Source organism: Mycobacterium sp. NGS16 (genome assembly GCF_059813225.1).
In genome coordinates, this window is record NZ_JCALEE010000002.1 from 472,044 (window position 1) to 497,605 (window position 25,562).

26 protein-coding genes are annotated in these 25,562 nt (G+C 67.2%); 11 read left to right on the forward strand and 15 right to left on the reverse strand.

The annotated features are described in order from the left end of the window. Window positions 1-179 precede the first annotated feature (179 nt). Window positions 180-1,157 carry a PE-PPE domain-containing protein gene (locus tag AC5Y4Q_RS07885; protein ID WP_125225107.1) on the forward strand — a complete coding sequence of 326 codons (978 nt, stop codon included), beginning with the start codon at window positions 180-182 and terminating at the stop codon, window positions 1,155-1,157. 24 nt (window positions 1,158-1,181) lie between these two features. Here the strand turns inward: AC5Y4Q_RS07885 and AC5Y4Q_RS07890 are convergent, their stop codons facing one another. Beyond that, window positions 1,182-1,604, reverse strand: a complete 423-nt coding sequence (locus AC5Y4Q_RS07890; protein WP_064921219.1) for a type II toxin-antitoxin system VapC family toxin — start codon at window positions 1,602-1,604, stop codon at window positions 1,182-1,184. Further along, window positions 1,588-1,833, reverse strand: a complete 246-nt coding sequence (locus AC5Y4Q_RS07895) for an AbrB/MazE/SpoVT family DNA-binding domain-containing protein (RefSeq protein WP_064921218.1) — start codon at window positions 1,831-1,833, stop codon at window positions 1,588-1,590. Before AC5Y4Q_RS07895 ends, AC5Y4Q_RS07890 begins: the two co-directional genes overlap by 17 nt. Window positions 1,834-1,927: 94 nt before the next feature. Here AC5Y4Q_RS07895 and AC5Y4Q_RS07900 point away from each other — a divergent pair, with 94 nt between their 5' ends. Together AC5Y4Q_RS07900 and AC5Y4Q_RS07905 are read left to right on the forward strand one after the other, a co-directional pair. Beyond that, the gene (locus AC5Y4Q_RS07900; RefSeq protein WP_235663922.1) at window positions 1,928-3,448 is read left to right on the forward strand and encodes a serine hydrolase domain-containing protein; all 1,521 of its coding nucleotides are present in this window, start codon (window positions 1,928-1,930) and stop codon (window positions 3,446-3,448) included. A 56-nt stretch (window positions 3,449-3,504) separates the two neighbouring features. Beyond that, window positions 3,505-4,533: a CobW family GTP-binding protein gene (locus tag AC5Y4Q_RS07905; RefSeq protein ID WP_125225094.1), complete on the forward strand. Its 1,029-nt coding sequence runs from the start codon at window positions 3,505-3,507 to the stop codon at window positions 4,531-4,533. A 12-nt stretch (window positions 4,534-4,545) separates the two neighbouring features. On the opposite strand, the gene AC5Y4Q_RS07910 is transcribed toward AC5Y4Q_RS07905, so the two are convergent. The 4 genes from AC5Y4Q_RS07910 to AC5Y4Q_RS07925 form a co-directional block, all read right to left on the reverse strand. After that, entirely contained in the window at window positions 4,546-5,673 is a 1,128-nt protein-coding gene (locus AC5Y4Q_RS07910) for a mechanosensitive ion channel family protein (RefSeq protein WP_064921215.1), read from the reverse strand. Between the two features lie 145 nt (window positions 5,674-5,818). Next, entirely contained in the window at window positions 5,819-6,763 is a 945-nt protein-coding gene (locus tag AC5Y4Q_RS07915) for an alpha/beta fold hydrolase (protein WP_235663923.1), read from the reverse strand. 307 nt (window positions 6,764-7,070) lie between these two features. Further along, a complete protein-coding gene (locus AC5Y4Q_RS07920; protein ID WP_499958574.1) occupies window positions 7,071-7,697 on the reverse strand; it encodes a hypothetical protein in 627 nt (208 codons plus the stop codon). A gap of 91 nt (window positions 7,698-7,788) precedes the next feature. Then, window positions 7,789-8,388, reverse strand: a complete 600-nt coding sequence (locus AC5Y4Q_RS07925) for a TetR/AcrR family transcriptional regulator (protein ID WP_082952568.1) — start codon at window positions 8,386-8,388, stop codon at window positions 7,789-7,791. A 69-nt stretch (window positions 8,389-8,457) separates the two neighbouring features. On the opposite strand from AC5Y4Q_RS07925, the gene AC5Y4Q_RS07930 reads away from it, so the two are divergent. The 7 genes from AC5Y4Q_RS07930 to AC5Y4Q_RS07960 all read left to right on the forward strand — a co-directional run bounded on the left by AC5Y4Q_RS07930 (window position 8,458) and on the right by AC5Y4Q_RS07960 (window position 15,307). After that, on the forward strand, window positions 8,458-10,659 hold the full coding sequence (locus tag AC5Y4Q_RS07930) for a molybdopterin-dependent oxidoreductase (protein ID WP_125225095.1): 2,202 nt from the start codon (window positions 8,458-8,460) through the stop codon (window positions 10,657-10,659). Window positions 10,660-10,670: 11 nt separating this feature from the next. Then, entirely contained in the window at window positions 10,671-11,615 is a 945-nt protein-coding gene (locus AC5Y4Q_RS07935; RefSeq protein ID WP_185746627.1) for an NADP-dependent oxidoreductase, read from the forward strand. A 6-nt stretch (window positions 11,616-11,621) separates the two neighbouring features. Further along, window positions 11,622-12,596: an LLM class flavin-dependent oxidoreductase gene (locus tag AC5Y4Q_RS07940; RefSeq protein WP_064921210.1), complete on the forward strand. Its 975-nt coding sequence runs from the start codon at window positions 11,622-11,624 to the stop codon at window positions 12,594-12,596. Beyond that, window positions 12,583-13,230 (forward strand): maleylpyruvate isomerase family mycothiol-dependent enzyme, encoded by a 648-nt coding sequence (locus AC5Y4Q_RS07945; RefSeq protein WP_125225096.1) that lies wholly within the window; start codon window positions 12,583-12,585, stop codon window positions 13,228-13,230. Before AC5Y4Q_RS07940 ends, AC5Y4Q_RS07945 begins: the two co-directional genes overlap by 14 nt. Before the next feature lie 187 nt (window positions 13,231-13,417). Then, on the forward strand, window positions 13,418-14,377 hold the full coding sequence (locus AC5Y4Q_RS07950; protein WP_125225097.1) for a TNT domain-containing protein: 960 nt from the start codon (window positions 13,418-13,420) through the stop codon (window positions 14,375-14,377). Window positions 14,378-14,630: 253 nt separating this feature from the next. Continuing rightward, a complete protein-coding gene (locus AC5Y4Q_RS07955; protein ID WP_125225098.1) occupies window positions 14,631-14,903 on the forward strand; it encodes a type II toxin-antitoxin system Phd/YefM family antitoxin in 273 nt (90 codons plus the stop codon). After that, window positions 14,900-15,307, forward strand: a complete 408-nt coding sequence (locus tag AC5Y4Q_RS07960; protein WP_125225099.1) for a type II toxin-antitoxin system VapC family toxin — start codon at window positions 14,900-14,902, stop codon at window positions 15,305-15,307. The genes AC5Y4Q_RS07955 and AC5Y4Q_RS07960 overlap by 4 nt, the downstream gene beginning before the upstream one ends. Window positions 15,308-15,612: 305 nt before the next feature. On the opposite strand, the gene dnaB is transcribed toward AC5Y4Q_RS07960, so the two are convergent. The 5 genes from dnaB to rpsF form a co-directional block, all read right to left on the reverse strand. Then, window positions 15,613-16,989 carry a replicative DNA helicase gene (gene dnaB / locus AC5Y4Q_RS07965; RefSeq protein WP_064921205.1) on the reverse strand — a complete coding sequence of 459 codons (1,377 nt, stop codon included), beginning with the start codon at window positions 16,987-16,989 and terminating at the stop codon, window positions 15,613-15,615. 484 nt (window positions 16,990-17,473) lie between these two features. Beyond that, window positions 17,474-17,932, reverse strand: a complete 459-nt coding sequence (gene rplI / locus AC5Y4Q_RS07970; protein WP_064921204.1) for a 50S ribosomal protein L9 — start codon at window positions 17,930-17,932, stop codon at window positions 17,474-17,476. Between the two features lie 31 nt (window positions 17,933-17,963). Further along, the gene (rpsR, locus tag AC5Y4Q_RS07975; RefSeq protein ID WP_019736050.1) at window positions 17,964-18,218 is read right to left on the reverse strand and encodes a 30S ribosomal protein S18; all 255 of its coding nucleotides are present in this window, start codon (window positions 18,216-18,218) and stop codon (window positions 17,964-17,966) included. 33 nt (window positions 18,219-18,251) lie between these two features. Next, window positions 18,252-18,758 carry a single-stranded DNA-binding protein gene (locus tag AC5Y4Q_RS07980; RefSeq protein ID WP_064921225.1) on the reverse strand — a complete coding sequence of 169 codons (507 nt, stop codon included), beginning with the start codon at window positions 18,756-18,758 and terminating at the stop codon, window positions 18,252-18,254. Window positions 18,759-18,834: 76 nt separating this feature from the next. Then, window positions 18,835-19,125, reverse strand: coding sequence for a 30S ribosomal protein S6 (gene rpsF, locus AC5Y4Q_RS07985; RefSeq protein WP_064921203.1), 291 nt, complete (start codon window positions 19,123-19,125; stop codon window positions 18,835-18,837). Between the two features lie 206 nt (window positions 19,126-19,331). Here rpsF and AC5Y4Q_RS07990 point away from each other — a divergent pair, with 206 nt between their 5' ends. Next, on the forward strand, window positions 19,332-19,979 hold the full coding sequence (locus AC5Y4Q_RS07990; protein WP_064921202.1) for a sensor domain-containing protein: 648 nt from the start codon (window positions 19,332-19,334) through the stop codon (window positions 19,977-19,979). A gap of 13 nt (window positions 19,980-19,992) precedes the next feature. Here AC5Y4Q_RS07990 and AC5Y4Q_RS07995 read toward each other — a convergent pair whose 3' ends face one another. The 4 genes from AC5Y4Q_RS07995 to AC5Y4Q_RS08010 all read right to left on the reverse strand — a co-directional run bounded on the left by AC5Y4Q_RS07995 (window position 19,993) and on the right by AC5Y4Q_RS08010 (window position 25,454). Further along, entirely contained in the window at window positions 19,993-20,790 is a 798-nt protein-coding gene (locus tag AC5Y4Q_RS07995; protein WP_125225100.1) for a sensor domain-containing protein, read from the reverse strand. 34 nt (window positions 20,791-20,824) lie between these two features. Then, entirely contained in the window at window positions 20,825-21,550 is a 726-nt protein-coding gene (locus tag AC5Y4Q_RS08000; RefSeq protein WP_185746629.1) for a sensor domain-containing protein, read from the reverse strand. 92 nt (window positions 21,551-21,642) lie between these two features. Continuing rightward, a complete protein-coding gene (locus AC5Y4Q_RS08005; protein WP_125225101.1) occupies window positions 21,643-23,235 on the reverse strand; it encodes a glycosyltransferase family 87 protein in 1,593 nt (530 codons plus the stop codon). Continuing rightward, complete coding sequence (locus tag AC5Y4Q_RS08010) at window positions 23,232-25,454, reverse strand: transglycosylase domain-containing protein (RefSeq protein WP_499958581.1); 2,223 nt, start codon at window positions 25,452-25,454, stop codon at window positions 23,232-23,234. Before AC5Y4Q_RS08010 ends, AC5Y4Q_RS08005 begins: the two co-directional genes overlap by 4 nt. Window positions 25,455-25,562 lie beyond the last annotated feature (108 nt).

The window sequence follows — 25,562 nt, forward strand, 5'->3', positions numbered from 1 at the left end:
GACAGGACATGAAAAGCCGATAATGGCATTCTCGCGTGACGAGAGTCAACGGCGCCGCGGTGGTAGGAGCCCGGAATAGCGGCCGTCCCAGATGGCAGTCCATTGACTTCTGTCCGGCGTCGCTGCCATGATCGCCCTCAGGAATTCTTTAGCTTCTGCGGTGAAGGGGACGCCCCGTGATGCTGACCAAGGCCTTGACGCCGATTGCGATTGCCAGCACCGTCGCGGGCGGGGTGCTCGCCGCGCCGGCGGTCCACGCCACCTATACCGACGTCAACCTGCTCGCCGATACCGCGTTCTTCATCGGCCCGACCACCTTGTCCACGCCGTCACCGACCTTCGCCCAGACCGCGGCCGATCTCTTCCTGCAGCCGCTGGGCTTCGACGTCGGCGATGACCCGGCCTCGTGCGTCGTCGGCTCCGGTGACTGTGACGCGCCGCTGCGGGTGCTGTCCACCCCGGCGCTGATCCAGCAGGGCCACAGCAGCTTTGTCGGGGCCGCAGAGATCGTGCGGGCGGTGCACGCCGAACTCGATGCCAACCCCGACGCCTACGATGCCGACCACCCACTGTGGGTCTTCGGTTGGTCGCAGGGCGCCACCGCCGGGTCGATCGCGATGGCGCAGCTGGCCCACGACGGCGTCCCCCCGGAGTTGCTGCACTTCGTGTTCATCGGCAATCCGGTGGGGGCGGACACCGCGTCGCTGGACGGGGGCGGGGCCTCCTCCCCCGACTTCTTCGACACCGCTCTGCTGTCCGGCGTCCAGACCCCGAACAACTGGTTCGCGGTAACCGACTACACGATCCCCGGCGACCCGGTCACCGACCCCAACTCCACCTCCGAGCTCGGCTTGTTCTACGAGCACATGATGTATCTGGGGCTCACCCCCGAGCAGGTGGCTAACCACATCGCCACCACCGACGGCATGATCACCGACGTCGACATCTCCGGTGACTTCGACCAGTTCAGCGCCTGGCTCAACGCCTGGCCCCACGGGCTGGTCGACAGCGGCTGGTGGGAGGGCCTGTTCTACTCGGTGGTGGCGTTCTTCTACAGTGCCTTCGGCAACATCGAGGACTTCTTCGGCGACTGGATGGGCATCCCGTGGAGCGGCGTCGAGGACACCCTCGACTTCTGGTTCCCAGCGGAGGCCTAGCGCGGACCGGGTCAGTCGGCCTGGTCAGTCAACGAACTGGTAGCGCACACCGAGTGCGCGATAGGTGCGCTCCGCCCGACAGTCGCGGGTCAGCAGGACGCGCCGATTCGTCGAGGCGGCCTGACCGACAAGAGCGTCATAGACCGACCCGCCGACGATGCCGAGGTCGGCGAGCCGCTCGAAAAGATCGCCGGTCGCTCGTGCGTCAAGCCAACACGCGGCCGGGAATGCCTTCGCCAGTACCGAGCCGGCCTGAGTTGCGTTCAGGCGCAGCGGAAGGGGCAGGCGGGTCAGCACCGAATACGTCTCGAACGCCGCGTGACCCGCAAGCGCGGGTCGACGTTGAACAAGGGCGTGGCGGCAGGCCGCGTGGGCTTCGTGGGCCGAGTCAAGAGCGGCGACGGCAACGCTGGTGTCGCAGGCCCAAAGGTCATCGTTGGATGTCATCACGAAGTCGGCGCACATCTTCGTCGGTCAACACCGCACCCTCCACCCGGCCGAGTACCGGAAGACCGTCGCGGGTCTCGATCGGGCGGGCACGCCGCTGGACGGGCTCAATCCGTAGGCCAGCTCCGTCCGGAATCAGTTCGAGCTGCGTGTCGGGGGTGATCCCGAGCGCCACCCGCAGCGCTTTGGGGATGACCAGCCGTCCTAGTCGATCCACCGTCACAGTCATGGCACTAAGTTACCATCTAATTGGCAAAATGGCCGTTACCAGGTATTTTGCGAGGCGGCAGTTCGCACCAACCAGGCCCGGCTAGCGTCGACTCGTGGCGGTGTCGAGATTGTGCGTCGCTCGGGCCTGCGCCGTTGGAAGCGTCTTGTTCGCTCTTGCGGCGGCCCCGGCATGTGACCGCCTGGAGCCCCCACCACCTGCTGTCAGCACTGCGACAACCACCGCGGCGGCATTGGTGCCGCGTGCCGACGCGCCCTACCTACCGCGCCCCGAGCTGATCGCTCCGGTCTCTCAGCTGATGAACGACGCGATCGCGGTTCCCCGGCTGCCGGGTGCGGTGGTCCGGATCGGGCACGCCGGCACGGTCGCCTTCAGCCAGGCTTTCGGCGCGCGCAGGCTGGCAGACGAACCCGCGCTTGACGGCTCGCCCGCACCGGCCGAGCCGATGACCGAGGACACGATCTTCGACATCGCGTCGTTGACGAAGTGCCTCGCGACGGCCGTCGCGGTCCTACAGCTCTATGAACAGGGCCGGGTGGCGATCGACGAACCCGTCCAGACCTACCTGCCGGAGTTCAACGAGGCAGGCGACCCCCGACGCGCCCAGGTGACGTTGCGCATGCTGCTCACCCACACCTCGGGCATCGGTGGGGATCTGAGCCACCAGGGGCCGTGGGGCCTGACCGAGGCCGACCAGGACGGTGGTGTGCATCGGGCACTGACCGCGCCGCTGGAGTTCGGCCCCGGCGAGATATTCCACTACTCGGACATCGGTTTCATCGTCCTGGGCGTACTGGTCGAGACGATGACCGGCCAACCGTTGGACACCTACGTGCAGGACCACGTCTTTGCGCCGCTGGGCATGACCGACACCCGCTACCTGCCCGCCGTCAAAGCCTGTGGCCCCCACCGGATCCGCGGTACGGCCATCGCATTCGACACGAGCCTTGCTCAGGGCGGTGGGTGCCCGGCGGACAGCTGGAGCACCGACCTGTTGGCCCGGATCGCGCCGACGGCCCATGACGAAGACTCCCCCGGGATCAACCCCGACTACGACCAGCTGCTGCGTGGCACCGTGCAGGATCCGACGGCACGCCGCATGGGCGGGGTGGCCGGCAGCGCCGGAGTGTTCTCGACCGCCGCCGACATCGGCAGGTACGCCCAGGCGCTGCTCGATCGGCTCGCCGGGCGCCCCAGCCCGTTTCCGTTGCGGCAATCGACCCTGGAGTTGATGACGACACCGCAGCAACCCGGGCACGACGCCGCACAGCTGGCGGGTGCGAACGCCGCTGCGCAACAGGCGAATGCAACGTCGCCCAACAGAGCCGATCCCCTGCTCTCCGCGCAGTATCCGGCGATCATCGGACAGGATCTCCGCGGTTTCGGCTGGGATATCGATACGCCGCACTCCCGGCCGCGCGGCATGATCTTTCCAATCGGCAGCTTCGGGCACACCGGATTCACCGGCGTGACGCTGTGGATCGACCCGGGATCGGATAGCTACGTGATCGTGCTCGCGAACGTGATCCATCAGCGCGGCGGTCCGCCCATCGCAGGGCTCAGCGGCGATGTGGCCACCGTGACCGGCCGGGCGCTGCATCTGTACGGCAGCTGAGGGACCTGCCACCCCGTGGTCGCAGCCGGCCGCGCGCACCTGGCGATAATGGCCGGGTGGCCGATCGCAACGCTCCCGCTATCCCCGTTATCGCGTTGACGGGGTATCTCGGGGCGGGCAAGACCACGCTGCTCAACCATGTGCTGCGCGCTCCGGGCGCTCGAATCGGAGTCATTATCAACGACTTCGGCGAACTCAACGTCGATGCCGGCCTGGTCACGGGCCAGGTCGACGAGCCGGTGTCGATCGCCGGTGGCTGCATCTGCCATCTGCCGGATGAGGGTGGGCTTGACCAGGCGCTGGAGAAGCTGGCCGACCCGAAGCTCGCGCTCGACGCGATCATCATCGAGGCGAGCGGGGTGGCCGAACCCGCCGACGTGTCGCGAGTGATTCGGTTCAGCGGGGTGGAGCGGATACGCCACGGCGGTGTTGTCGACGTCATCGACGCAGCGGAGCATTTCGACACGGTCGACACCGGATCCGCCCCGCCGCAGCGTTACGGCGTGGCCTCCCTGGTCGTGGTCAACAAGCTGGATCGGATCGCCGAGGATGCCCGCGAAGAGGCCCTCGCTCGGGTTGAAGCCCGTGTGCGAGAACTCAATCCGCACGCACACGTGGTGGGTGCGACAGGAGGACGCGTGGATCCCCGGTTGCTCTACGACGTCAGCGACGGCGGTGAGACCGGGCAGATGTCGTTTCGGGAACTGCTCCTCGACGCGGCCGCCGACGCCCACCAGGAGCACCACGATCACGTGCATGCGGCATCGGTGACCGTCGTCGGCGGCGGCACCGTTGACCCGGGACCGCTCATCGACCTGCTCGAACAGCCGCCGCAGGGCGTCTACCGGATGAAGGGAACGGTCGCGATCGGCAAGCGCCACTACCTGGTCAACGTTGTCGGCACCTCCGTCCATGTGGTGACCGCGCCTACGGGGTCAGGGGCCAGCCATCTCGTCGCGATTGGTACGCACCTCGACATCGCGGGCGTTCGCGCACGACTTGAAGAAGCTCTTCGCCCGGCCGGCGAGAAGGTGGCCGCCGCCGGGATGCGACGGCTGCAACGGCTGCGGCGCTACAGCATCTAGGCCGCGTCGCCGCTAATGCGCGTAGGCAGGGGTGTTCGTGTCGCTGTCCAGACCGGAATCGCCGGCGGCGGCACTCGCCGATGGTTGCTCGACGCGCCAGCGCGGCAAAGCCGTGGGATGCGTGCGCTGCAGCCACTCGACCATGCCTTCACGGACAGCGCATCTGAGGTTGAACAGCGCACCGGAATCGGCCGCGCTCACCGTGATCCGCACCCGGAGGTAGCCGTCGACGGCGTCGGTGACCACCAACCCGCTGGATCGACCATCCCACATGTCGCTCGCTGAGAGCAGTCGGTCCAGCTCGGCGCGCATCGGCTCAACCGGTGCAGTGAAGTCCACATCGAGTTGAACGGTGCCGAGCAAGTCCGTCGTTCGGCGGGTCCAGTTTTCGAAGGGGGTCTTGGTGAAGTAGGTGGTCGGAAGGATCAGGCGTCGCTGATCCCAGATCTGGACCACGACATACGTCAGCGTGATCTCCTCGATGCGTCCCCACTCACCTTCGAGCACGACGACGTCGCCGACCCGGACGGCGTCGGAGAACGAAATCTGCATGCCGGCGAACACCGAGCCCAGGGAGGTCTGCGCGGCCAGGCCGGCGACCACCGAGAGAATCCCGGCCGAGGCGAACATCGTGGTGCCGATCTGGGTGAAGGACGGAAAAGTCATCAACGCCGCGGCCGTGCCGAGGACGACAACGACGGCGATCGCGAGCCGCCGCAACGTGGTGATCTGGGTTTTGACCCGCCGCTGGAGCCGGTCGGCATCGCTGACCTCCAGCTCGCCGCCGGCGAAGCGGGCGATGGCGCGCCGCTCCGCCAGCAGCGTGAACGCGGCAACCAACCAGGTCATGGCGGCAATCATCAGGATACGGAACAGTTGATCGACCCAGCCACGGCCCGGCGCCGATGCCAGAACAGTTGCACCGACCGCGATGCGCGCGGCAATCACCATCAGGATCACCCGAACCGGCATTCGGGTCAAAGCCGCGAAGTCGTTGACCAGGGCGCTACGCCGGCTGACGCGCTGCAGCAGCCAATACAGCGCCCAACCGAGCACCCAGGCGCCGGCGATCGCGCCCGCCAGCCACGCGGTGGTGGCAGCAAGGTGGATCGCGGAACCTCGATCGAGTTCTTCTGGCATAGCCATATCACCTCTTTCGGTCGGATTCGGATCGCCCGTGCGTCTCGGTGAGATCGCCGTTGCGCCGCCGATGCTGCGTGCCGGTGCGACGCGACAACGCCGGTGCGAAAACGCCCGTACCGCAATACCCCGTTGGGGGTGTTTTTCAAACGGTCGCGGGGCCGATGAACTCGACGCCCGCGCGAATTGCGGGACGGTGCCGCAAGATTCGGAAATGCGCCAGCCGGCCGAGACCCGACGTCGTCATCAAGTTGGCGCCAGGCCAGGACGCGACGACCCGTTCGCTCGTCTCGTAGGGCGTCTCGGGATCATCGGGGTCGTGGATGAGCAGCAGCGGAGGATAGCCGGTCTTCTTGGCGACCCGAACCATGTTGGTGTCCTCCAGCGACATGCCGATGCGGCGTTCCAGGCGTCGATGCAGGCCGGTGCGGATCCGTCGGCCGAAGTTGTGGCGCGCGGCGAACAGATCAAGGTAGATCGGGAACTCGCCCATCGGCGCGAGGAATACCAAACGTCCGACCGTCGCACCCCACGACGCCGCGAACGCGGTCGCGTTGGCCCCGAGGGAGTGGGCGACAACCGCGCGGGCCGGCCCATGGGTCCGGATCATGGCGGCAACCGCTTCGGCGCACTCGATGGCGGTGGTGCGGCCCGGTGCGAGCGCACCCGGATCTGACTCGTTATGGCTCGGCAGGTCGAACGCGATGACCCGATGCCCGGATTCGACGAGAGGTTTGATGAACATGCCGAGGTGCGGGCGACGCCCACCCCAGCCGTGCACCAGGTAGACCGGCGGCCCCTCGCCCCAGGCCTCGCCCACCACCCGGTGCCCGTCCCAGTGCGCCTCCAGCGGCTGACCGGGCGGCACGCCGGGCGGCATCCGCAGGCTGGACTCCATCACCGGTGGGGTGCACCACAGTTCAGTCGCCCACCGCGACCCGATTGCCGGGGCAACTCGCTCCAGCAGCCAGAAGGCCCGACGCACCCGCGGCGCGACCGGCGGTTGGACGCCGGAGCCTTCCACATCCAGAACGATGGGGCTGGGAGAACTGGCATCCCTTCGAGTGGTCGGGTTCGCTGGATCTGCCACACATCGAGGTTAGCGAGATGAGGCAGCCCGAGCCATCCTCCAGCCGGTAGCGGTTCACGCCTGAAGTGTTGGCGTGATCGCCGCATCGATGCTTGTGGTGTCGCGGATGACGGTGGTCAGATTGCGGCGTAGCGCCTCGGCGTCGATGACCCGAGCGAACAGGTCGCGGTGTTCTGGTCGCTGAGGATCACGGCTGCCGGCCGAACCGCGCGGTGCCGCGCTGATCGAGACGAGCTGCGCGACGGGCCGACCATGGCTGGTGAGGGTGAATGACGCGCCGGCCTGGACGTCGGGGGATGACGCGATGTCAGAACGAAGTCGGTGCGTCGGAAGAACGCAGTTCACCGATCTGTTCGGGCTCGTCGCTCGCGGCTCCGAGGGCACGAGCAAGTTCTGGCAGGACGGCTCGGTCTTTCCGGTCGTGCCCGTCGAAGCAAATCACCTCGCCGTCCTGGTGGAACCTGACCCAGAGCTGGGGCCGGTCGCGCCAGGTCGACTCCCAGGATTCTTTCCACACGACGTAACGGACCGTCGCGCGATCAAGCTTCCACGCGTAGAGGCTCCCGCGGGGGCGTTCGGCGATGGCACCGTGCTCGAACACGTACACACGGGCGCCCTTGACCCGGACCATGCCGACCAGCAGCGGTACGGCGAGCCACACGGTGCAGCCGAGGAAGAACAATCCGGCGATGCCGGAGGCGACCATGCCGGGCAGGGACGGGGCATCGTTTCCGCTCCACGGCGAGGCGAACCACGCCATCCAGGAAAACACGCCGGCCCCAACCGGCAACATCAGCACCGCGATCGCCAAATGCCGGTCGCTCATACGGTTTACCCGAAACGATGCCTGATACGCCCCGTACCCTTGCTCTCCGGCGATCGCCGCCGCACGCGGGGTGAGGTCATCCTGCGGCGCTGGAAGTCGTGCAGTCATAAGGCCCGGTCTCGTCGGGTGCGGCGGCCCGGGTGGGCCACCCGGCCTAGTGTGCGCCTCTGTCCGACCACACCGCCGGTGCGCCTTCGCGTCATCGGCCAACGACGATACCGTTGAGCAGGTTTTCCAGGGCCACGAGGGAATCCTTGCTCGCGCGCTTCGGGTCCGCTGAGCGGGCAACCGTCATCGCGGCTTCGCACATCGCGCCGTGAATAAGGTGCGCCAGCGGCTCCACGCGCTGGCGGCCGAGGTGGCCGTCGGCGATCGCTTGCGACAGGCCCTGCCGCAGCAGGGAAGTGACATGCTCGTCCTCAAGCTTGCGCATCATCTCCCAGCCGAGGACAGCGGGCGCGTCGATCAGCGTGATGCGCTGAACCCCCGGATCCAGCACAGCGTCGAAGAACGCTCGGCAGCCGGCCAGGAAATTCTGCCAGCTGCTCTTGCCGCCTCGGGCAGCGCGCAGCACCGCCTGGCCGATCGCGGCCTGCTCGGCTTCGTAAACCGCGGCGAACAGCGCGCGTTTGCCGGCGAAGTGGTGGTAGAGGGCGCCCTTGGTCATGCCGGCACGTTCGACGATGCCATCGACGGAGGTGGCGTCGAAGCCGTCATCGGCGAATGCGCGGCGCGCCACCGACACGATTTGCTCGATGGTGACGCGCGTGCGTTCTGCCTGGGTACGCGGGCCGGTCACAGCGGTCAGCATAACGTACTTGAGGTACATACTTGCGGTACATACCGGCAGTATGTTTATACTGCCGGTATGCAAATCCGACGGCATGTCTGTTCGCTCTGCGAGGCCGGTTGCGGTTTGGAGAGCAGCGTGGACGGGGGCGCGGTCGTCTCGATTCGCGGCAATCGTGACCACGTGTTGAGTCGCGGACATGTCTGCCCGAAAGCCTTCGGGCTCAAGGAGCTTCACGTCGATCCCGACCGGTTACGTACACCGCATCTTCGCGGCGCCGCCGGGCGGCTCCAGCCCACGTCCTGGCAGGAGGCGTTCGCGGTCGTCGATCAACGACTCACCGCGGTGATCGACCGGCACGGTGCAGATGCCGTGGCCGTGTACCTCGGCAACCCGGTGGCACACGACTTCGCCACGACGCTGTATGCCAGTGCCGCGATGCGGGCCCTGGGCTCACGCAATATCTACACCGCCAACACCGTCGACGCGATGCCGAAATTCGTTTCCTGCCAGCTGATGTTCGGCGGGATGTACACGGTGCCACTGCCCGACGTCGACCGCTGCTCCTATCTGTTGATCTTGGGCGCGAACCCGGTGGTGTCCAACGGAAGCCTGCTCACCGCTCCCGGGATGCGGGCCCGGCTACGCGCACTGCGTCACCGCGGCGGACGGTTGATCGTGGTCGACCCCAACCGGACTCGAACCGCCCAGGAGGCCGACGCGCACTACTCGATCCGGCCGGGGACCGACGCGCTGCTACTGGCGTCGTTAGTGCAGGTGCTGTTCAGTGAGGGTCGAATCGATCTTGGTCGGCTGGGCCCGCACGTTCGCGGCGTCAAGACCGTGGAGGAGGTCGTGCGCGAGTTTTCTCCGGAGACCGTTGCGCCCTATTGCGACATCCCGGCCGAGGAGATCCGCGGGCTCGCACGTGATCTCGCCGCCGCGCCGGCCGCGGCCGTGTACGGCCGTACCGGCACCTGCACTCAGCGATTCGGGACCGTGACGAGCTGGCTGGTCGACGTCCTCAATGTGCTGACCGGCAACCTCGATCGGCCCGGCGGTGCCATGTTCGCCCGCCCGGCGGCCGATCTGCGACTGGTGACGGCGGGGCGGACGGGCAGCACGATCGGGCGGTGGCGCAGCCGGGTGCGGGGCGCCCCCGAAACGCTCGGCGAGCTGCCGCTGGCGTGCCTTGCCGAGGAGATCGACACGCCGGGAGCAGGGCAGGTGAAGGCGCTGATCACCGTAGCCGGAAATCCGGCGCGCTCAGCCCCGAACAGCTCTCGCCTCGCGGCGGCGTTGGAGCAGCTCGAGCTCATGGTCAGCCTGGATCTGTACCGCAACGAAACGACCCGGCACGCGCACGTAGTGTTGCCGGCGCCCTCGCCGCTGACCAAGCCCCACTATGACTTGTTTTTCGGCCATTTCGCGATCCGCAACACCGCGACCTATTCGCCGCCGGTGCTGCCCGCGCAGCCGGGCGACCAGGCGGACTGGCAGATCTTGCTGCGCTTGATCGGAATCCTGGCACGGCAAGGCGCCGCAGCCGACCTGAATGTGATCGACGATATGGTCGCCGAAACGCTGAACCGTGCCGTCTACGGGGCCGGGGAAGCTGGCGCCGATTCGCCGGCCGAGCTGGGCGGCCCGGAACGTCTGCTGGACATGTTGTTGCGGGCCGGGCCGTACCGCGACGGTGACCAACCGCTGACCCTGGCCCGAGTGCGCCAGTACCCCGACGGGATGGATTTCGGCCCCCTGACCCCACAACTGCCCGGGATACTCAACACGCCGTCGGGGCAGATCGAGCTCGCCCCGCCACCGCTGGTCGACGATGTCGCCCAGCTGCGTACCAGGCTGCTCCGGTCCCCGAAAGGCAGCATGGTGTTGATCGGGCGGCGTCACCTGCGGTCGAACAACTCGTGGATGCATAATCTGCCCACGCTGGCCAAAGGACCAGACCGGTGCACGTTGCAGATTCACCCGACCGACGCCGCACGCCTGCAGCTCAGCACGCACGCCCGGGTAAGGTCGCGTGCCGGCGTCGTCGACGCCCCGGTGGAGGTGACCGACGCGGTGCGCCCCGGCGTGGTCTCACTACCGCATGGGTGGGGACATGACGAACCCGGAACGGTTGCCGCTTTCGCGGCACAACAGCCGGGAGTCAACAGCAACATCCTGGCTGACGGTCTAGAACTCGATCCGCTGTCCGGCACCGCGGTGCTCAATGGCATCCCGGTGCAGATCACTGCGGCCCCCGCACCGGCGACCAAACCGTAACTGAGGAGGCAATGTTCGTGCGCGCCATCATCCAACATGCGTGGGACGGCCCCGCCTCGGTACGGTTAGCGGAGGCCCCTGAACCGCGGCCGGCTCCGACCGAGGTGAAAGTCCGGGTCCACGCCGCAGGTGTCAACCCGGTGGACTACTACACAAGTGCAGGTCGGGCATACAATCGGGTGCTCACTCTGCCGTTCATTCACGGCTGGGACGTGGCAGGGGTCATCGAGGAGATCGGCTACGGCGTCAACCGATTCCAGGTCGGCGATCGGGTTTTCGGAATGCCGTGGTTCCCGCGGCAAGCGGGCGGGTACGCCGAGTTCGTCACCGGGCCGTCACGGCACTTCGCGGCGATGCCCGCCGGATTAGACTTCACCGAAGCAGCCGCCCTTCCGCTCGCCGGGCTCACCGCATGGCAGATGCTGGTCGACGTCGCCCATGTTGCGCCCGGCCAGCGCGTGCTGATATCGGGAGCCGCTGGGGGCGTTGGGCATTTGGCGGTCCAGATCGCCAAGGCGCGCGGCGCCTACGTCATCGGCACCGCCCGCGCCGCCAAACACCGTTTCCTTGCCGAGCTGGGTGTTGACCAGGCGGTGGATTACACGGTCACGCCGGTCCACGAGGCGGTCCGCGAGGTCGACGTGGTGATCCAGATGTTCGGGGGTGATGCCGGTATCGAGGCATTGGCGTGTCTTCGTCCCGGCGGGATCCTGGTCAACGCTCAAGCTGCCTGGACGCCAGGGCTTTACGAGCGTGCAAAGAAGCTCGGCGTTCACGCCCGCGGCTACCTGGTCGAGCCCGACGCGGCCGGCCTGCAGAGCCTCGCGCAACTCGTCGAATGCGGACAATTGCGGGTGCATATCGCCGAGCAGCTCCCGCTCTCCGCCGCCGCACGTGCCCTGACCATCAGCAGCCAGGGCCGCACCAGCGGCAAGATCATTCTCACCGTGGCGTGACCGACCATGACTTCTCATGCATTGCGTGTCGGGGTGGTGGCGCTGCTGGCCGCCGACCAGTGGCCGGGTACCGAACCTGGCCAACTCGTCCGTATGGTGCGAACCGTCGAGGATCTCGGCTTCGACTCGCTGTGGGCCAACGACTCGTTGATTGGCCCCCGTATCGAAGCACTGACATTCCTTGCGGCCGCCGCTTCGGTGGCTGAGCGGCTAACACTGGGCACCGCCGCGCTTCTTCCCGCATTACGCAGACCTGTGCAAGCCGCGCAAACGCTGGCCTCCCTCGATCGATTGGCGCAGGGTCGACTCGTCGTCGCCGTCGGTGCCGGCTTTCCGGGGCTATCGGAGACCGAATACGCGGTGTCGGAAGTATCCTGGCGACGCCGCTCCCGGCGGCTCGATGAGACCGTTGCGCTCTGGCGGCAGCTCTGGGCCGGAGCGGGCCCGAGCACGTTTCGCGGCGAAACGCTGAGTCTTAGTGACATCCCCTCTGGCATAACGCCGTTCAATTCGGGCGGGCCGCCGGTCTGGCTTGCCGGCGACACTGCGCGCGCCCGTGCCCGCGCGGGGTCGACCTATGACGGTTGGCTGCCCTACCCGCCGACACCATCGCGTTTCGCGACCGGTCTCGGTGAGGTTCACGCCGCAGCCGCGCTGGCTGGGCGAGCGACTGACGCCGTCACCCCGGCGCTCTTTGTGACGGTCCTGGTGACGGACTCGCCAGATGGCGGCCGATCCGAACTTGATCGATTCACCACCGCTACGTATGGATTTCCGCTGGCGGCCGTCGAAAGTATCCAGGCCTTCGCCGCCGGGTCCGCTGAGGCGGTTGCGGCCAAGCTGGCGACCTACATCGAGGCCGGAGCGCGTCACTTAGTCTGCCGTATCGGAGTGCTCACGCAGGACGCGTTCCAGGTGCAGCTGAGGCGGCTGCGAGATGTGCAGGAACGCTTGGAGGAGTCGTCCTGTGCTCACCCGTGAGCGCACGACGGCCGGCTTGCTCCGCGAGTACCAGAGCTTCGCGGATCTGCTGGCCACGCTCGATACATCGATGTGGACTTGTGCCAGCCGCTGCACCGGTTGGCAGGTGCGCGACGTCGCCGCCCATGTGGTGGGTCAGGCGCTCGACACCGTCACGGGCGCAAGCGGGACGCGCAACGCCGATAAGCAGGCGGCGTCGCTGCGCGCCCAACCGCCCACCGGCCTTGCCGCCCAGATGCGGAAGATCGGCGAGGCGATGGCCGAGCTGGTGGCCGCCTTCGACGACCACATCTGGGCCCGGCCCAGCCCCTTACCGCGTTTCACTATTGGTGAGGCGATACATGCGCTCTTGATGGACGCCTACGTGCACGCCGACGACATCCGCAACGCCATCAAGGCGCCATCGGATTTGGGCGAGGGGCTTGATGACAGCCTGGATTTCGTCCTTGGCGCCCTACGCCGCGACCCGATCGCTGCGGCCGACTCGGGCTTGGCCCGCCTGCTTGCGCTACCGGCCGCGGCATTCCCGGAGGAAAGCGGAATCGACGCCCACGAATTCCTTCTCGCTGCTACCGGGCGCCACGACCCACGCACCCTGGGACTTCGCGAGACAGTCAACATCTTTCGGGTGTGACCGGTGACGGTGCCGGCAACTCCGTAGCCGAGATACTCGGGCACGGGGCGATGCGTTCCCAGCCTGCGCGACATCCGCCGGCGCTTGCCGCATGGCCTTCCGGCTGCCAGGTTGCCCGATGACTGAGCCCCGCGCGCCGGCGGCGTTCCGTGCGGCGCATCGCAGGGAAGTTGGTTAGCCTGAGTCGGTGATCGTGGAGCTCAACGGGAGCCAACGGGGAGGGTGGCTCTATGCCGACGGCACCCCTTATGCGCAGCGATCGCTTCCTCCCAATCTAGCGATCAGAGAATTCTCTCGGTTCGAGCTCGCCAGTGGCAGCGAGCTTCCCCTCGGATGGCATATCGAGTCGTTCGTCGCGGCTCCATGGTTCGGCCAGCCTGGCGGTGGTACTGCGTATCGGCTGCTCGATCAGAACAACCACACCGGCCCCTTGTTACGGCTCATCGATGCCGGGCTCGCGAGACCGACGCGTGCCGAGATCGCGTCGCTCCCCCTACCCCCGGACCACATCGCAGTTCCCAGGGTCGATCTGCGTGCCTACCCCGAGCCGTACCGCCCTGTCGCCCAGGCATGGTTTCAGTGGCGGATTATCGCGACCGAGGGCAGGCACCCGTTTTTCGACGCCGAACGATTTCCTTGGCTGCCTGCGGACTTTGGGCCTTTGTTGACGGCCAGCGAGAGACTGTGGGGTGAGGAGCACCCGTCAGTCACCGATGGCATGCTCACCTTCAGTCTGGGCGGTATTGAGTTCGGGTTATTTCTCAACTCCGACGACAGATGGGTTGTACAGCAACGTGATCGCAATACCTGGCGCCAGAATTGGGGGTTCCTCCTACTCGACGACGCTCAGAAGTTCCTGTTGTTCCTGATCGCAGAGGAAGCCAGAGCCTTGCGCGGACTACCGAACATCGGCACCAGCTGGTACCGCGACAAGCCGGCTCGCGGAATCGAATTCGTTCGATACCAGCAGGACTCGCGCGCAGGGGCGGTGTTCGTACGGACTGCGGGGTCCATGAGTGAGTACTTGGCGTGGATGGACGAGTGGGATGCCACCCGGTTCGCACCCGCTTTCGGGCACAGCTACGACGAACTGCACACGGTTCTCAGCCAAGATATTCCACCCGCGTGGTTCGTCGAACTCGAGTGAGCCGCTGCATGAAGACTGCCCCCGCCCGCATGACACGAGTTGAGACGTACGGCCAGGGCATGACACCGTCACGCCCCGTGAGGCACTAAAGAGCAACGTGCGCGACATCGCGTTCAATCTTGTCGAGCACGCCTTCTCCGCGACGATCCCGGCGTAATAGCCGACGCGATTGCGCCATCTCGCCGCTGGGCCGAGGACGCCAAGTGCCGTACCCGCACGTGCTGGTAGCACTTTATGTGCTACAGTCCGGGGCGTGAACGTTATTGGGGTCCGCGAGTTACGACAGAACGCGAGTAAGTACCTGGCCCGGGTCGAAGCGGGTGAGGAGCTGTCGGTAACGATGCGGGGCCGGTTGGTAGCGCGGCTGGTTCCGGTCACCGCCACTGACCGCACCCGAGACAGCCTCATCGCCAGCGGTTCCATGAAGCCGGCCCGCCGGCGCGGCGGTCTCGCTTCGATCGAGACCGAGGGCCTGCCACGGCGGGACTTGAGTGCGGTCCTGACCGAGTTGCGCGAGGACCGATGATCTACATGGACACCTCCGCGCTGGTGAAGCTGATCGTGCGGGAGCCCGAGTCGGCCGATCTTCGGCGGTGGCTGGTCAGCGCCCAGGACCGCGACCATGTCACCAGTGCCGTGGGGCGCGTGGAGTTGATGGGAACCGCGCTCCGGAGCGGGGACACCGAGATCGTCGCCACCGCGCGGCGCATCCTGGACGAGGATCTCGACATCCTTGCCGTCACCGACGAGGTGGTCGAGATGGCCCAAACGATCGGACCGGAGACGCTGCGCTCTCTGGACGCCATTCATCTCGCGTCCGCTGCCCAGCTGGGTGATGCGCTCACTGCTGTCGTGACCTACGACCACCGACTGATCGAGGGCTGCCGCGAGCTCGACTACCCGGTCGAAAGTCCTGGAGCAGTCCGGTGAGGCTACAGCCATCGGAGACCGACGTTTAGGCGCGGCCTCGAACGGAGCCCGGGCAGGCGCGCTCGAACGAAGCCGGGCATTTCACGCGGCTATCCTGGCTGCCGCCACGGACATTGGCCTTGCTTTGTAATCAATTCCATTTCTACTCATTCCTATTGGCGCCCGCTCGCGTCACGACTGCTAGCGGGGCCGGTGCGAGCTACATGGGTGCGGGCGCGCGACACGTTCGTGAGACACATGACAAGGACGTGACACGGCCGCGGAGAATATGACACGCAGCGTAAGACCCTACAAACTGGCAGTCCCTAGTGCGCCATATTCGTAAACCGCGACAAGTGCAGTTGATGCGCCACCGTTACGGTCTTCGTCGGCCCATTGCGGTGCTTGGCCAAAATCAGGTCGGCCTCTCCCCCGCGGGGGTCGTCGCGCTCGAAGGCGTCAGGGCGGTGCAAAAGTATAACCATGTCCGCGTCTTGCTCCAAACTTCCACTTTCGCGGAGATCTGCCAGCATTGGCTTCTTGTCGGTGCGCTGCTCGGGGCCACGGTTGAGCTGGCTAAGGGCGATCACCGGCAGCTCCAGCTCCTTAGCCAAAAGCTTGAGATGCCTTGAGAATTCAGAGACCTCGATCTGCCGCGACTCCACCTTTTTGCCGGAGGTCATCAGCTGCAGGTAGTCGACGACCACCAGGCGCAGGTCGGCCTTCTGCTTGAGCCGGCGGGCCTTGGCGCGGATCTCCATCATGGTCAGGTTCGGCGAATCGTCGATATACAGTGGCGCTTCGCTGATTTCGCTCATCCGCCGCGCCAGCCGGGTCCAGTCGTCGTCGGTCATCCGGCCCGAGCGCATGTCGCCCAGCTTGATCTTTGCCTCGGCCGAGAGCAGCCGCATGACGATCTCGGACTTGCCCATTTCCAGCGAGAAGATGACGCTGGGCAGGCGGTGTTTGATCGAGCACGACCGCATAAAATCCAGTGCCAGAGTCGATTTGCCCATACCCGGCCTCGCCGCGATGATCACCATCTGCCCCGGGTGCAGCCCGTTGGTCACCTCGTCGAGGTCGGTGAAGCCCGTCGGCACGCCGCGCGCGATCCCGCCGTGCGAGGCGATCGCGTCGATCTCGTCCATGGTGGGCTGCAAAAGGTCTTCGAGCGGGACGAAGTCCTCGGACAAGCGCCGGTCGGCGACGTCGTAGATCTCGGCCTGGGCCCGATCGACGATCTCGGCCACATCGGCGCCCTCGGCGCCGGCGTAGCCGTACTGCACCACGCGGGTGCCGGCCTCCACCAGCCGGCGCAGCAGCGCCTTCTCGGCGACGATGCCGGCGTAGTAGCCGGCGTTGGCCGCCGTCGGCACCGTCGAGATCAGCGTGTGCAGATACGGAGCCCCACCCACCCGGCGCAGCAGGCCGCGGCGGTCGAGTTCGGCGGCCACCGTCACCGGGTCGGCCGGCTCGCCGCGCCCGTAGAGATCCAGAATCGCGTCGTAGATGTTCTGGTGCACCGGCCGGTAGAAGTCGCCGGGCCGCAGCCGCTCCAGCACGTCGGCGATGGCGTCCTTGCTTAGCAGCATGCCCCCGAGCACCGACTGTTCGGCGGCGACATCTTGGGGCGGCTGGCGGCCGACATCCTCGCGGGGCGGCTCCTCGAGCTCAGAGTGCCCACGATCGTCGACCACTGCCATACGCCCCACCTCCTCCGCGGCACGTTCGAACGTCTATTCGACGCTGATGCCGCGACCATAATCGCGGGCACCGACACCCCCGTCGCTTCGTGCCGGGTTGACGGTAGGCGTTGCTGGCGGACGCACCAAACGCGCTTGTTCACAAAGCTGTGGATGAAGTGTGCACACCGGTCCTCCACTTGTTTGGGACGGTGGGGAAGACCTGTGGATTGTTCCCTTCCGTTCCGCTATCTCCGCAGGTAAGCGCACCACACCGAGGCGTTGGAGCTGTGGAGGACAATCTCTTCGGCGTGTCGTTTCAGGTTGCCATCTTGGGCGTGTTGCCTTGCGAGCAGGTGGACGGCGCTCCACGACCCGGTAAATAGCACCAGGACTATGCACGTGCCCAAAAGTTAGCCAGAGTTAACCGACGTTAACCGGATCCGAGCACAGCAAAACCCCGGCGGAGCCGACCAGGGCCCGCCGGGGCTGTGCGGGTAAGCGCTTAGTTCGCCGCGGTGACGTCGAGCGTGACGTCGACGTCGACGTCGGGGTGCAGGTGCACCGACACCGGGTGGCTGCCGACGGCCTTGATGTGGGCCTTGGGCAACCGGACGATCCGCCGGTCGAGGTTGGGCCCGCCGGCCTTCTTGATCGCCGCGACCACGTCGGCGGCGGTCACCGAACCGAACAGCTTGCCCGAGTCGGCGGCGGTCTTCATCGGCAGGGAAACGGTGCCCAGCGCCTGCAGAGCCTCCTTGAGCTCCTTGGCGTGGTCGAGGTCGCGCACCTGCTTGGTCTCGCGGGCCCGGCGGATGTCGTCGGCCTGCTTCTGCGCGCCGCGCGAGGCGACGATCGCCAGCCCCCGCGGGAGCAGGTAGTTGCGGCCGTATCCGTCCTTGACCTCGACGGTGTCTCCGGCCGCCCCGAGGTGATCCACCTCAGCGGTCAAAATCAGCTTCATCGTTTCGTACTTTCTCGGCTGGACTGATCGGCTAGCGCGCCGACGAGGTGAAGGGCAGCAACGCGACCTCGCGGGCGTTCTTCACCGCGAGCGCGATGTCGCGCTGGTGCTGAACGCAGTTGCCGGTCACACGGCGGGCGCGGATCTTGCCCCGCTCAGAAATGTAGGTGCGCAGCAGCGAGGTGTCCTTGTAGTCGATCACCTGCTTCTTGTTGGAGCAGAACGCGCACTTGCGGGTCTTGATCGGCTTTTCGGGAGCCGGCCGCCGCTTGTTGGATTTCGCCATCTATCTATCTCTTTCGTGCTGTGGTTCGTTGGTCTAAAAGGGCGGTTCGTCGTCGGCGCCGCCGAACGAGCCGGACGCCGGAGCACTGCCCCACGGGTCTTCGGCGGGCGCGCCGCCGGACGGGCCCGCCGAGGCCGGCATGCCGCCGCCCCCGCCGAAACCGCCTCCGCCGCCGCCGCGGCTGACCTTGTTGATCTTGGCGGTGGCGTACCGCAACGAGGGGCCGATCTCGTCGACCTCCACCTCGTAGACGGTGCGCTTCTCGCCCTCGCGGGTTTCGAAGGACCGCTGCCGCAGCCGCCCGGTGACGATCACCCGCGATCCGCGGGTGAGGCTCTCGGCGACGTTCTCCGCGGCCTCACGCCAGATATTGCACCGCAGGAACAGCGCGTCGCCGTCCTTCCACTCACCGCTCTGCCGGTCGTAGACCCGCGGGGTGGACGCCACCGTGAAGTTGGCGACCGCCGCCCCCGACGGGGTGAACCGCAGATCCGGGTCCGCGGTCAGGTTTCCGACGACGGTAATCGTGGTGTCACCAATAGCCACGGGGCCCTCCTAGGGTCGGTGTCGACGCTGCATGTGTCAGCTGAGCCTACGCAACGGCGGCGACAGCCTGCTACGACTTGTCGGTCCGCATCACCTTGGTGCGCAGCACTGCCTCGTTCAGGCTGAGCTGACGGTCAAGCTCGGACACCGTGGCCGGGGCGGCCTTGACGTCGATGACCGCGTAGATGCCCTCGGCATGCTTGGCGATCTCGTAGGCCAGCCGGCGCTTGCCCCAGATGTCGACCTTCTCGACCGTTCCGCCGTCCTTGCGGATGACGTTCAGGAACGTCTCCAGGGACGGGGCGACGGTGCGCTCGTCGAGGGTGGGGTCAAGGATGACCATGATTTCGTATGGACGCATGGGAACCTCATCACCTCCTATGGTCGTAGTGCGGCCGTGGATCTGACCACGGCAGGAGGGTCGCCTGCGTCGGCAACCCGGCTAGGTTACCGGAGGCAGACCGCCGGTGCGAAATCGGTCGGACCTGCCCCCCGATTAGGCTCACCGCCATGGTGAGACTCCGTCATGGCCGCGCTGTCCCGTCACGCCACCGCCGATCATGCGTCGTGGGGGCGATTGCCGCTGCGGCACTGGGCGCGTTTCCGGCTCCGGCGGTCGCCGACGACAACTGGGTGCAGCCCGGCCAGGTCATGACGCTGATCCCGTCCGACGACGAGGTCAGCGGCTACGCCGGGATGCCCATGTCCAGCACGGGTCCGGTGAGCATGGTGCCGGCGCCGCCGGAACGGCTCCGCCAGCGAGATGACTGTCGGGCGTTCTACGAGGTGGGCACCACCGAGCTGGTGGGGAGCAACTATGCATCGCACCGATGGCAGCGGTGGGAGAACCGCTCCCAGGACGCAGCCGCGGTCGTCGCGGTGACGACCTTTCCGTCGGTGGCGGAGGCGGACGCGGCGTTCACCAACACCTACAACCGGCCCGCGATCGACCGCTGCCGCAATGCACGGCTGGCTGGGGCCGATGTCGATCCGGGCGTCACCATGGACCTGGTGCACATCGAATCCAACCCGGACGCGAGAGTGATCTCCTGGCTGCTCTCGGCTCGCCACAACGGCGCGAATATGGGATTCACCTCTGCGTTCCTCGTCGCCGTCGGCGCCAACTTCATGATCGAGGTGATGACCAGCCAGTGGGGCAACGCCGCGGTCACGATGGATCGGCTCAGCCAGCACGTCTTGGACCGGGTGCACTGACCCCGGCCGCGGGTCAGACGGCCGGGATCCAGACCATCAGCCGCTCGGCGAGTCGGGCCGCCTCCTCAGCCCCGCCGCCGTCGCGCCGGCACAGCGAGGTGTACAGCAGCACATTGCTTTTGACGTCGGCCTCATAGGCGCAACTCCAGTCGACCGGCTTACCGTCGACCAGCTGCACGCGACTCCACTGCGCGCGGGTGCCCTCGACGGTGGTGACGTGGAACTGCCAGCTGAGGTTGGCGGCGGTGTCCCGTGGGTTGTGCACCGCAACCCCGTCGCACTTGCGCAGCTCGGCGGGGAACGCCGCGGCGAACGCGGCGCGGGCCTTGTCCGGGTCGGGGTAGGACGCCACGCCCTGACCGACGACGGTGTCGGCGTTGTCTTCCCGGTCCTTCTGCTGGGCGCCCTTGTAGGCCGTCCACTCGAAGCCGAAGGCGGGCATGGCCGGGCCGAGCAGCACCGCGCACTCGGCGTGCTCGCCCAGATCCACCGGTGGGGCGGGCTGGTCGTAGCGCTTCTCGAAACCCAATGGTGACCCGACGATGGGGCCGGAGACGTCGGGCGGCAACAGCAGCGTGCGCAACCGATCCGGCAGCACCAGCGGTGGCGGAACCGGGGTCATCGAGGAACGGGCGGCGGGCTCCCCGGTGGGGGCCACCGCCTCGGACGTCTGGGCTTTGGTGGTCTCCCCCGGGGCCGGCAGCCGGACGGCCTGCGCGGGTTCGTCGGCCGGGTCACCGTTGTGCGAACACCCCAGCAGCGCCATCGCCGACAGAGCCGCCGCACCCATCCCTGCAAAAACCCGCTTCATCAGGCCACTCCTGGACGATTCGTCGTTCACCTAATCAGCCACCGATCCGGTCTGAGATCAGATCCGCCATCTGTTGTGCGGTTGCCACCGGGTTACCGAACTGGCATGCCCCAGCGCGCTGCATCACGTTGCGCTGCACGCGGATCCGCGTTGAGCAGCGCCATCCGGTCATCTGTTGGTGACGGATTTCCGACAGCGTCACGGACAATGCGGAGCCGGTCACCGTGAGCGAATCGACACGCCACGTCGTCTGCTCATCGTTCTCGGCGGGCAGCGTCGCCGTTTTGCAGCGCGCCTGCAGACCGGGGTTGATGCTGCGCTGAAACACCCGGGACGCGGTTCGGGTGTCCTCGTAGGTTGCGGCACCCTGCCACGCGAAGAAGTTCACCTCGTCGCTGTCCTGATGTGCGACCTGCCGGTAGGCGGTGAAGTCACTGGTCCACAGATCCTGGTCGGAGACCGTCAAGACCTTGCAGTCGTTGCGATCCCGCAGCGTGACCACAGCACCGGGCCTTTTCCAGCTGCCGGTCGGCTGCATCGGCAGCCCGACGATGTTGCTGATCGTGTCGTCGGAGAGCAGCAGGGCACCGAGGCGCCCGGGCGGCAGCCCGTCAGGGGGCGACGCGGCGGTGGTCTTGGCGGCCGAAGACACATCGGCCATCATCGCTTCGACGGGGACTCCTGCCGTGGTCGTGCTACAGCCGGCCGTCGCCAGCAAGACCAGCGAAGAGCACGCCGCGACACGAACTGCACGGTTCATCGGATATCCCATATCTCTCGGTAGCAGCGCCGGGTCAGATCGTCATGATCGTAGCGGCTACTCGACGGCGGAGGGCTGTTCTGCCATCGGGTTCATGCGGCGGTCCCGGCTTCAGCTCCCCGCCGTCGAGCCGCGCTGAACCGCCGGGCATCGGGCGCCCGGTCGAACACCCCGCCGGCGGGGTCGTCGACGCCGCGCTCGCGCACCAGATCCAGCTGCGGGCGATAGATCTGCCGAATCACCAAGGCGCACAAGCCCAACACCGCCAGATCACGCACCAACACCGTGGTGGTGAACCACTGCTCGGGCAGACTGCGATCCGGGACGCTATAGAGGTAGTACATCCGCGGCACCCACACCAGCGCGTCGACGGTCATCCAGGCCAGCAGCACCCGGCGGTGCGGCAAGGCCAGCACGGCCAGCGGGACCAGCCACAGCGAAAACTGCGGACTCCACACCTTGTTGGTCAGCAGGAACGCGGCGACTACCAGAAAGGCCAGCTGGGCCAGCCGTGGCCGCCGCGGCGCGGTCAACGCAATGTAGCCGATCCCGACGCAGCACAGCCCGAACAACACCATGACCACGCTGTTGAGCACCGTCGGGGGTTCCCACAACCCCAGTTCGCCGTCGAAGCCGCGCCAGCCGGTCAACGACTTCACCACGTTGTACAGCGAATCCATGTCGTCGCCGCGGCGGGAGTTGAGCCGGAAGAATTCACTCCAGCCGCGCGGCGCGACCACCAGCACCGGCAGGTTCACCACCGCCCAGGCCACCACCGCCGCCACCGCCGTGCGCCTGACTTCACCCAGCCGCCCGGTCCTCAGCCCCAGCACCAGCAGCGGGAACAGCAGCAGCACCGGATACAGCTTGGCCGCGGTGCCCACCCCGAGCAGCACCCCGGCCGCCATCGGCCGCCGTCGCGCCCAGGCCAGCAGCCCGCACCCGGCGAACGCGGTGGCCAGCGCGTCGAAGTTGGTGAAGATCTGGAAGATGACCAGCGGTGAGGCGGCCACCAGCGCCGCATCCCACACCCGCCGCCCGGCCAGCGCGGCGGTGGACCACACCGTCGCCAGCCAGGCCAGGGCCAATCCCAGCGCGACGACGTCGAAGAACACCACCACTTCGGCAACCCCGCTGAGCGCCGGGATCTTCACCACTTTGCTGATCGCCGTGTAGGTCTTGGCCAGCGCCATCGCCGAGTACTGGTAGAGCCCGGTCACCACCGGATACTCCATGTAGCGCTTCGCGGGCTGCCCGTCGTAGCGGATCTGCTCCTTGCCGGAGGAGTCCTTCTCCACCCAGCTGGACTTGTAGGGGAACTTGCCCTGGTTCAACAGCTCGGCGGTGTAGAGCGGTACGACGTCGGAGTAACACAACTGGAAGTAGGCGCGTTCGTTGTTCCAGTTGGCCACCCGCTGATCGGGTCCGCCGCTGCCGATGCTCTGCAGGCATGGCGACTTGGTCGTCCAGCCCAACGCCAGGAACAGCACGGCGATCAGGAACATCACCCGCAGCGGCGTCATGAACCGACTGCGCCCGATCAGCGCGTGCCGGCCCACCGGCCCGCCGATGGTGTTGGACAGGGCGTGCACGATTGCGTCGGTGCGGCTGGGCAGGTCGCGGTCGTCGGCGCTGCGCAGATCAGCGGCCAACGGCTGCGGCGAGCAGACCGTGCGTTCCGTCACGGCAGAGCCTCCGGTGGCGGTGGCGGTGGCGGGAACATCTCCGGCAGCGGGAAGGGCGGCGGCGGAGGAAGTTCCGCCGGCTCGTCCGGTGGCGGTGGCGCATACCAGATCGGCGGCGGGGGCGGCGGCGCCGCGGGCACCCCGGCGAAGCCTCCGATCGCGGCGGGCTTGGGGAAGCCCCGGATGGGGGTGCCCGACAGCGCACCGTCCATGCTGGCCTTCCAGATCTGCGCCGGCAGGCCCGCGCCGTACACCGGCCCGCCCCACTTGTTCGTCAGCGGCTCATCTCCCTTGTCGGTGCCGACCCAGACCGCGGTCGACAGAGTCGGTGTGTAGCCGACCATCCAGGCGTCCCGGTTGGCACCGGTGTTACCGAGCTGGGTGGTGCCGGTCTTGGCGGCAGCGGGCCGCCCGCCGGCCAGCTCGTGCCCACCCGCCCAACCCGGGATCGCCTTCATGGCGTCGGTGACATTGTCGGCCACCGCCGTGGGGATGCGCTGCTCGCCGGTGTCCCGGGCGGTGACTGTGACGTCGAACAGTACCCGGCCGTCCGGCCCGGTGACCTTCTGGATGAAATGCGGCCGGTGATAGACGCCCGAGTCGGCCAGGGTGGCGTAGGCCGAGGCCATGTCGATCACCCTGGTCTGGTACTGGCCGAGCACGATGCCCGCCGCCGGCGGCCCGCCGCGGCCGTCCTCGGACAGCGTGTAGGGCACACCTGGGAAGCTCTCGGCGATGCCGGCGGCGTGGGCAGCATCGGCGACGTCTTGCGGGCCGTGCTCGAGCTTGAGCATCAACCGGTAGTAGGCGGTGTTCAAGGAGCGCTTGAGCGCCTCGGCGATGGTGCAGACCCCGCAGCTGGCGCCGCCCACGTTGGTGATCGTGGTCCCGCCGACCGTCAACGGTGCGCTATCGACTCGGTAGCCCAGGCCGAGGCCTTGCTCCAACGCGGCGACCAGCGCGAACACCTTGAACGACGACCCGGTCTGCAGCCCGGCCTGGGCGAAGTCGAAACCTGCCGGATCGGCTCCGCCGTAGTATGCCCGGACCGCGCCGCTGGTCGGGTCGATGGCGACCACCGCGGCGCGCAGCGCCGATTTCTGCCCGGCCATGACCGCGCCCACCGCCTTCTCCACCGCCCGTTGCGCTTTCATGTCGATGGTGGTGGTGATCCGCAGCCCCTGCATGTTCAGCGTCTGCTCGTCGATGCCGAACATATCGAGCAACTCGGCGATGACCTGACGCTGAATCAGCCCGCTGGGCCCGGACGCCTGGTCGGCGTTGCGCGCCTGGTCCGGTGGGATGGTGGCCGGGAACCGCTGCCGGGCCCGCTCGGCGAACGTCAACGCACCAGTCGTCACCATCCCGTCAAGCACCCAGTTCCACCGGTTGACAGCGCGTTCGGCGTTGATCGCGGGATCCAGGGCCGACGGCCGCTGGATCAGCGCCGCCAGCAGAGCACCCTCGGCGACGGTGAGTTCCTCGACGGGTTTGCCGAAATAAGCCCGTGCCGCCGCGGCGATCCCGTAGGCGGTGCGGCCGAAGTAGATGATGTTGAGGTAGGCCTCCAGCACCTCGTCCTTGGGCCACGCCTGCGACATCTTGGTGGCGACGACGAGCTCTTTGCCCTTGCGGACCACGCCGGCGACACCGGCGCGCTCGGAGCCGACCAGCGCGTTCTTCACGTACTGCTGGGTGATGGTCGAACCGCCCTGGGTGTCGCCGCCGAGCAGGTTGTTCTTGACCGCCCGGAACAGTCCCGGGAACGAGTAGCCGGAGTTGGTGTAGAAGTCGCGGTCCTCGGCGGCCAGCACCGCATCGCGCACATGGACCGGCACCTGGTTGATCATGACGTCGATCCGGTTGCCTTCCGGCGGAACGATTCTCGCCAGCTCGGTACCGTCGGCGGCGAGGATCGTCGATACCTGATCGGTGTGGATGTCGCCGGGGTCGGGAATCTCGACGGTGCGGTAGGCCATCCCGAAGGTCACCATCGGGGCCACCAGCACCGTCGCAGTGACGGCATAGAGGCCCCGCCGGATCCAACGCCAGTTGCCTCGCCGGCGGTCCACGGTTCCCCGGGAAACCCTTGCCGAACACGGCTTTTCGGGCAGCGGCCGCTCCAGGGCCGCGACGACCAGCTCGATGGGGTCGCGCAGATCCGGTTCGTCGGCGATGGTGCTGTCGAGACCCGGCGCCGCCGGGCCCCCGTTCTTCACCGCAGGTGCGCGCAGCGGCCGGAAGTCACCCCGGTCAACGGCGAAGCGCCTGGAAGCCCGTCCTCCCGCATGCGTCGCTGCAGTCGCATGCTCACCAGCGTACGTCTG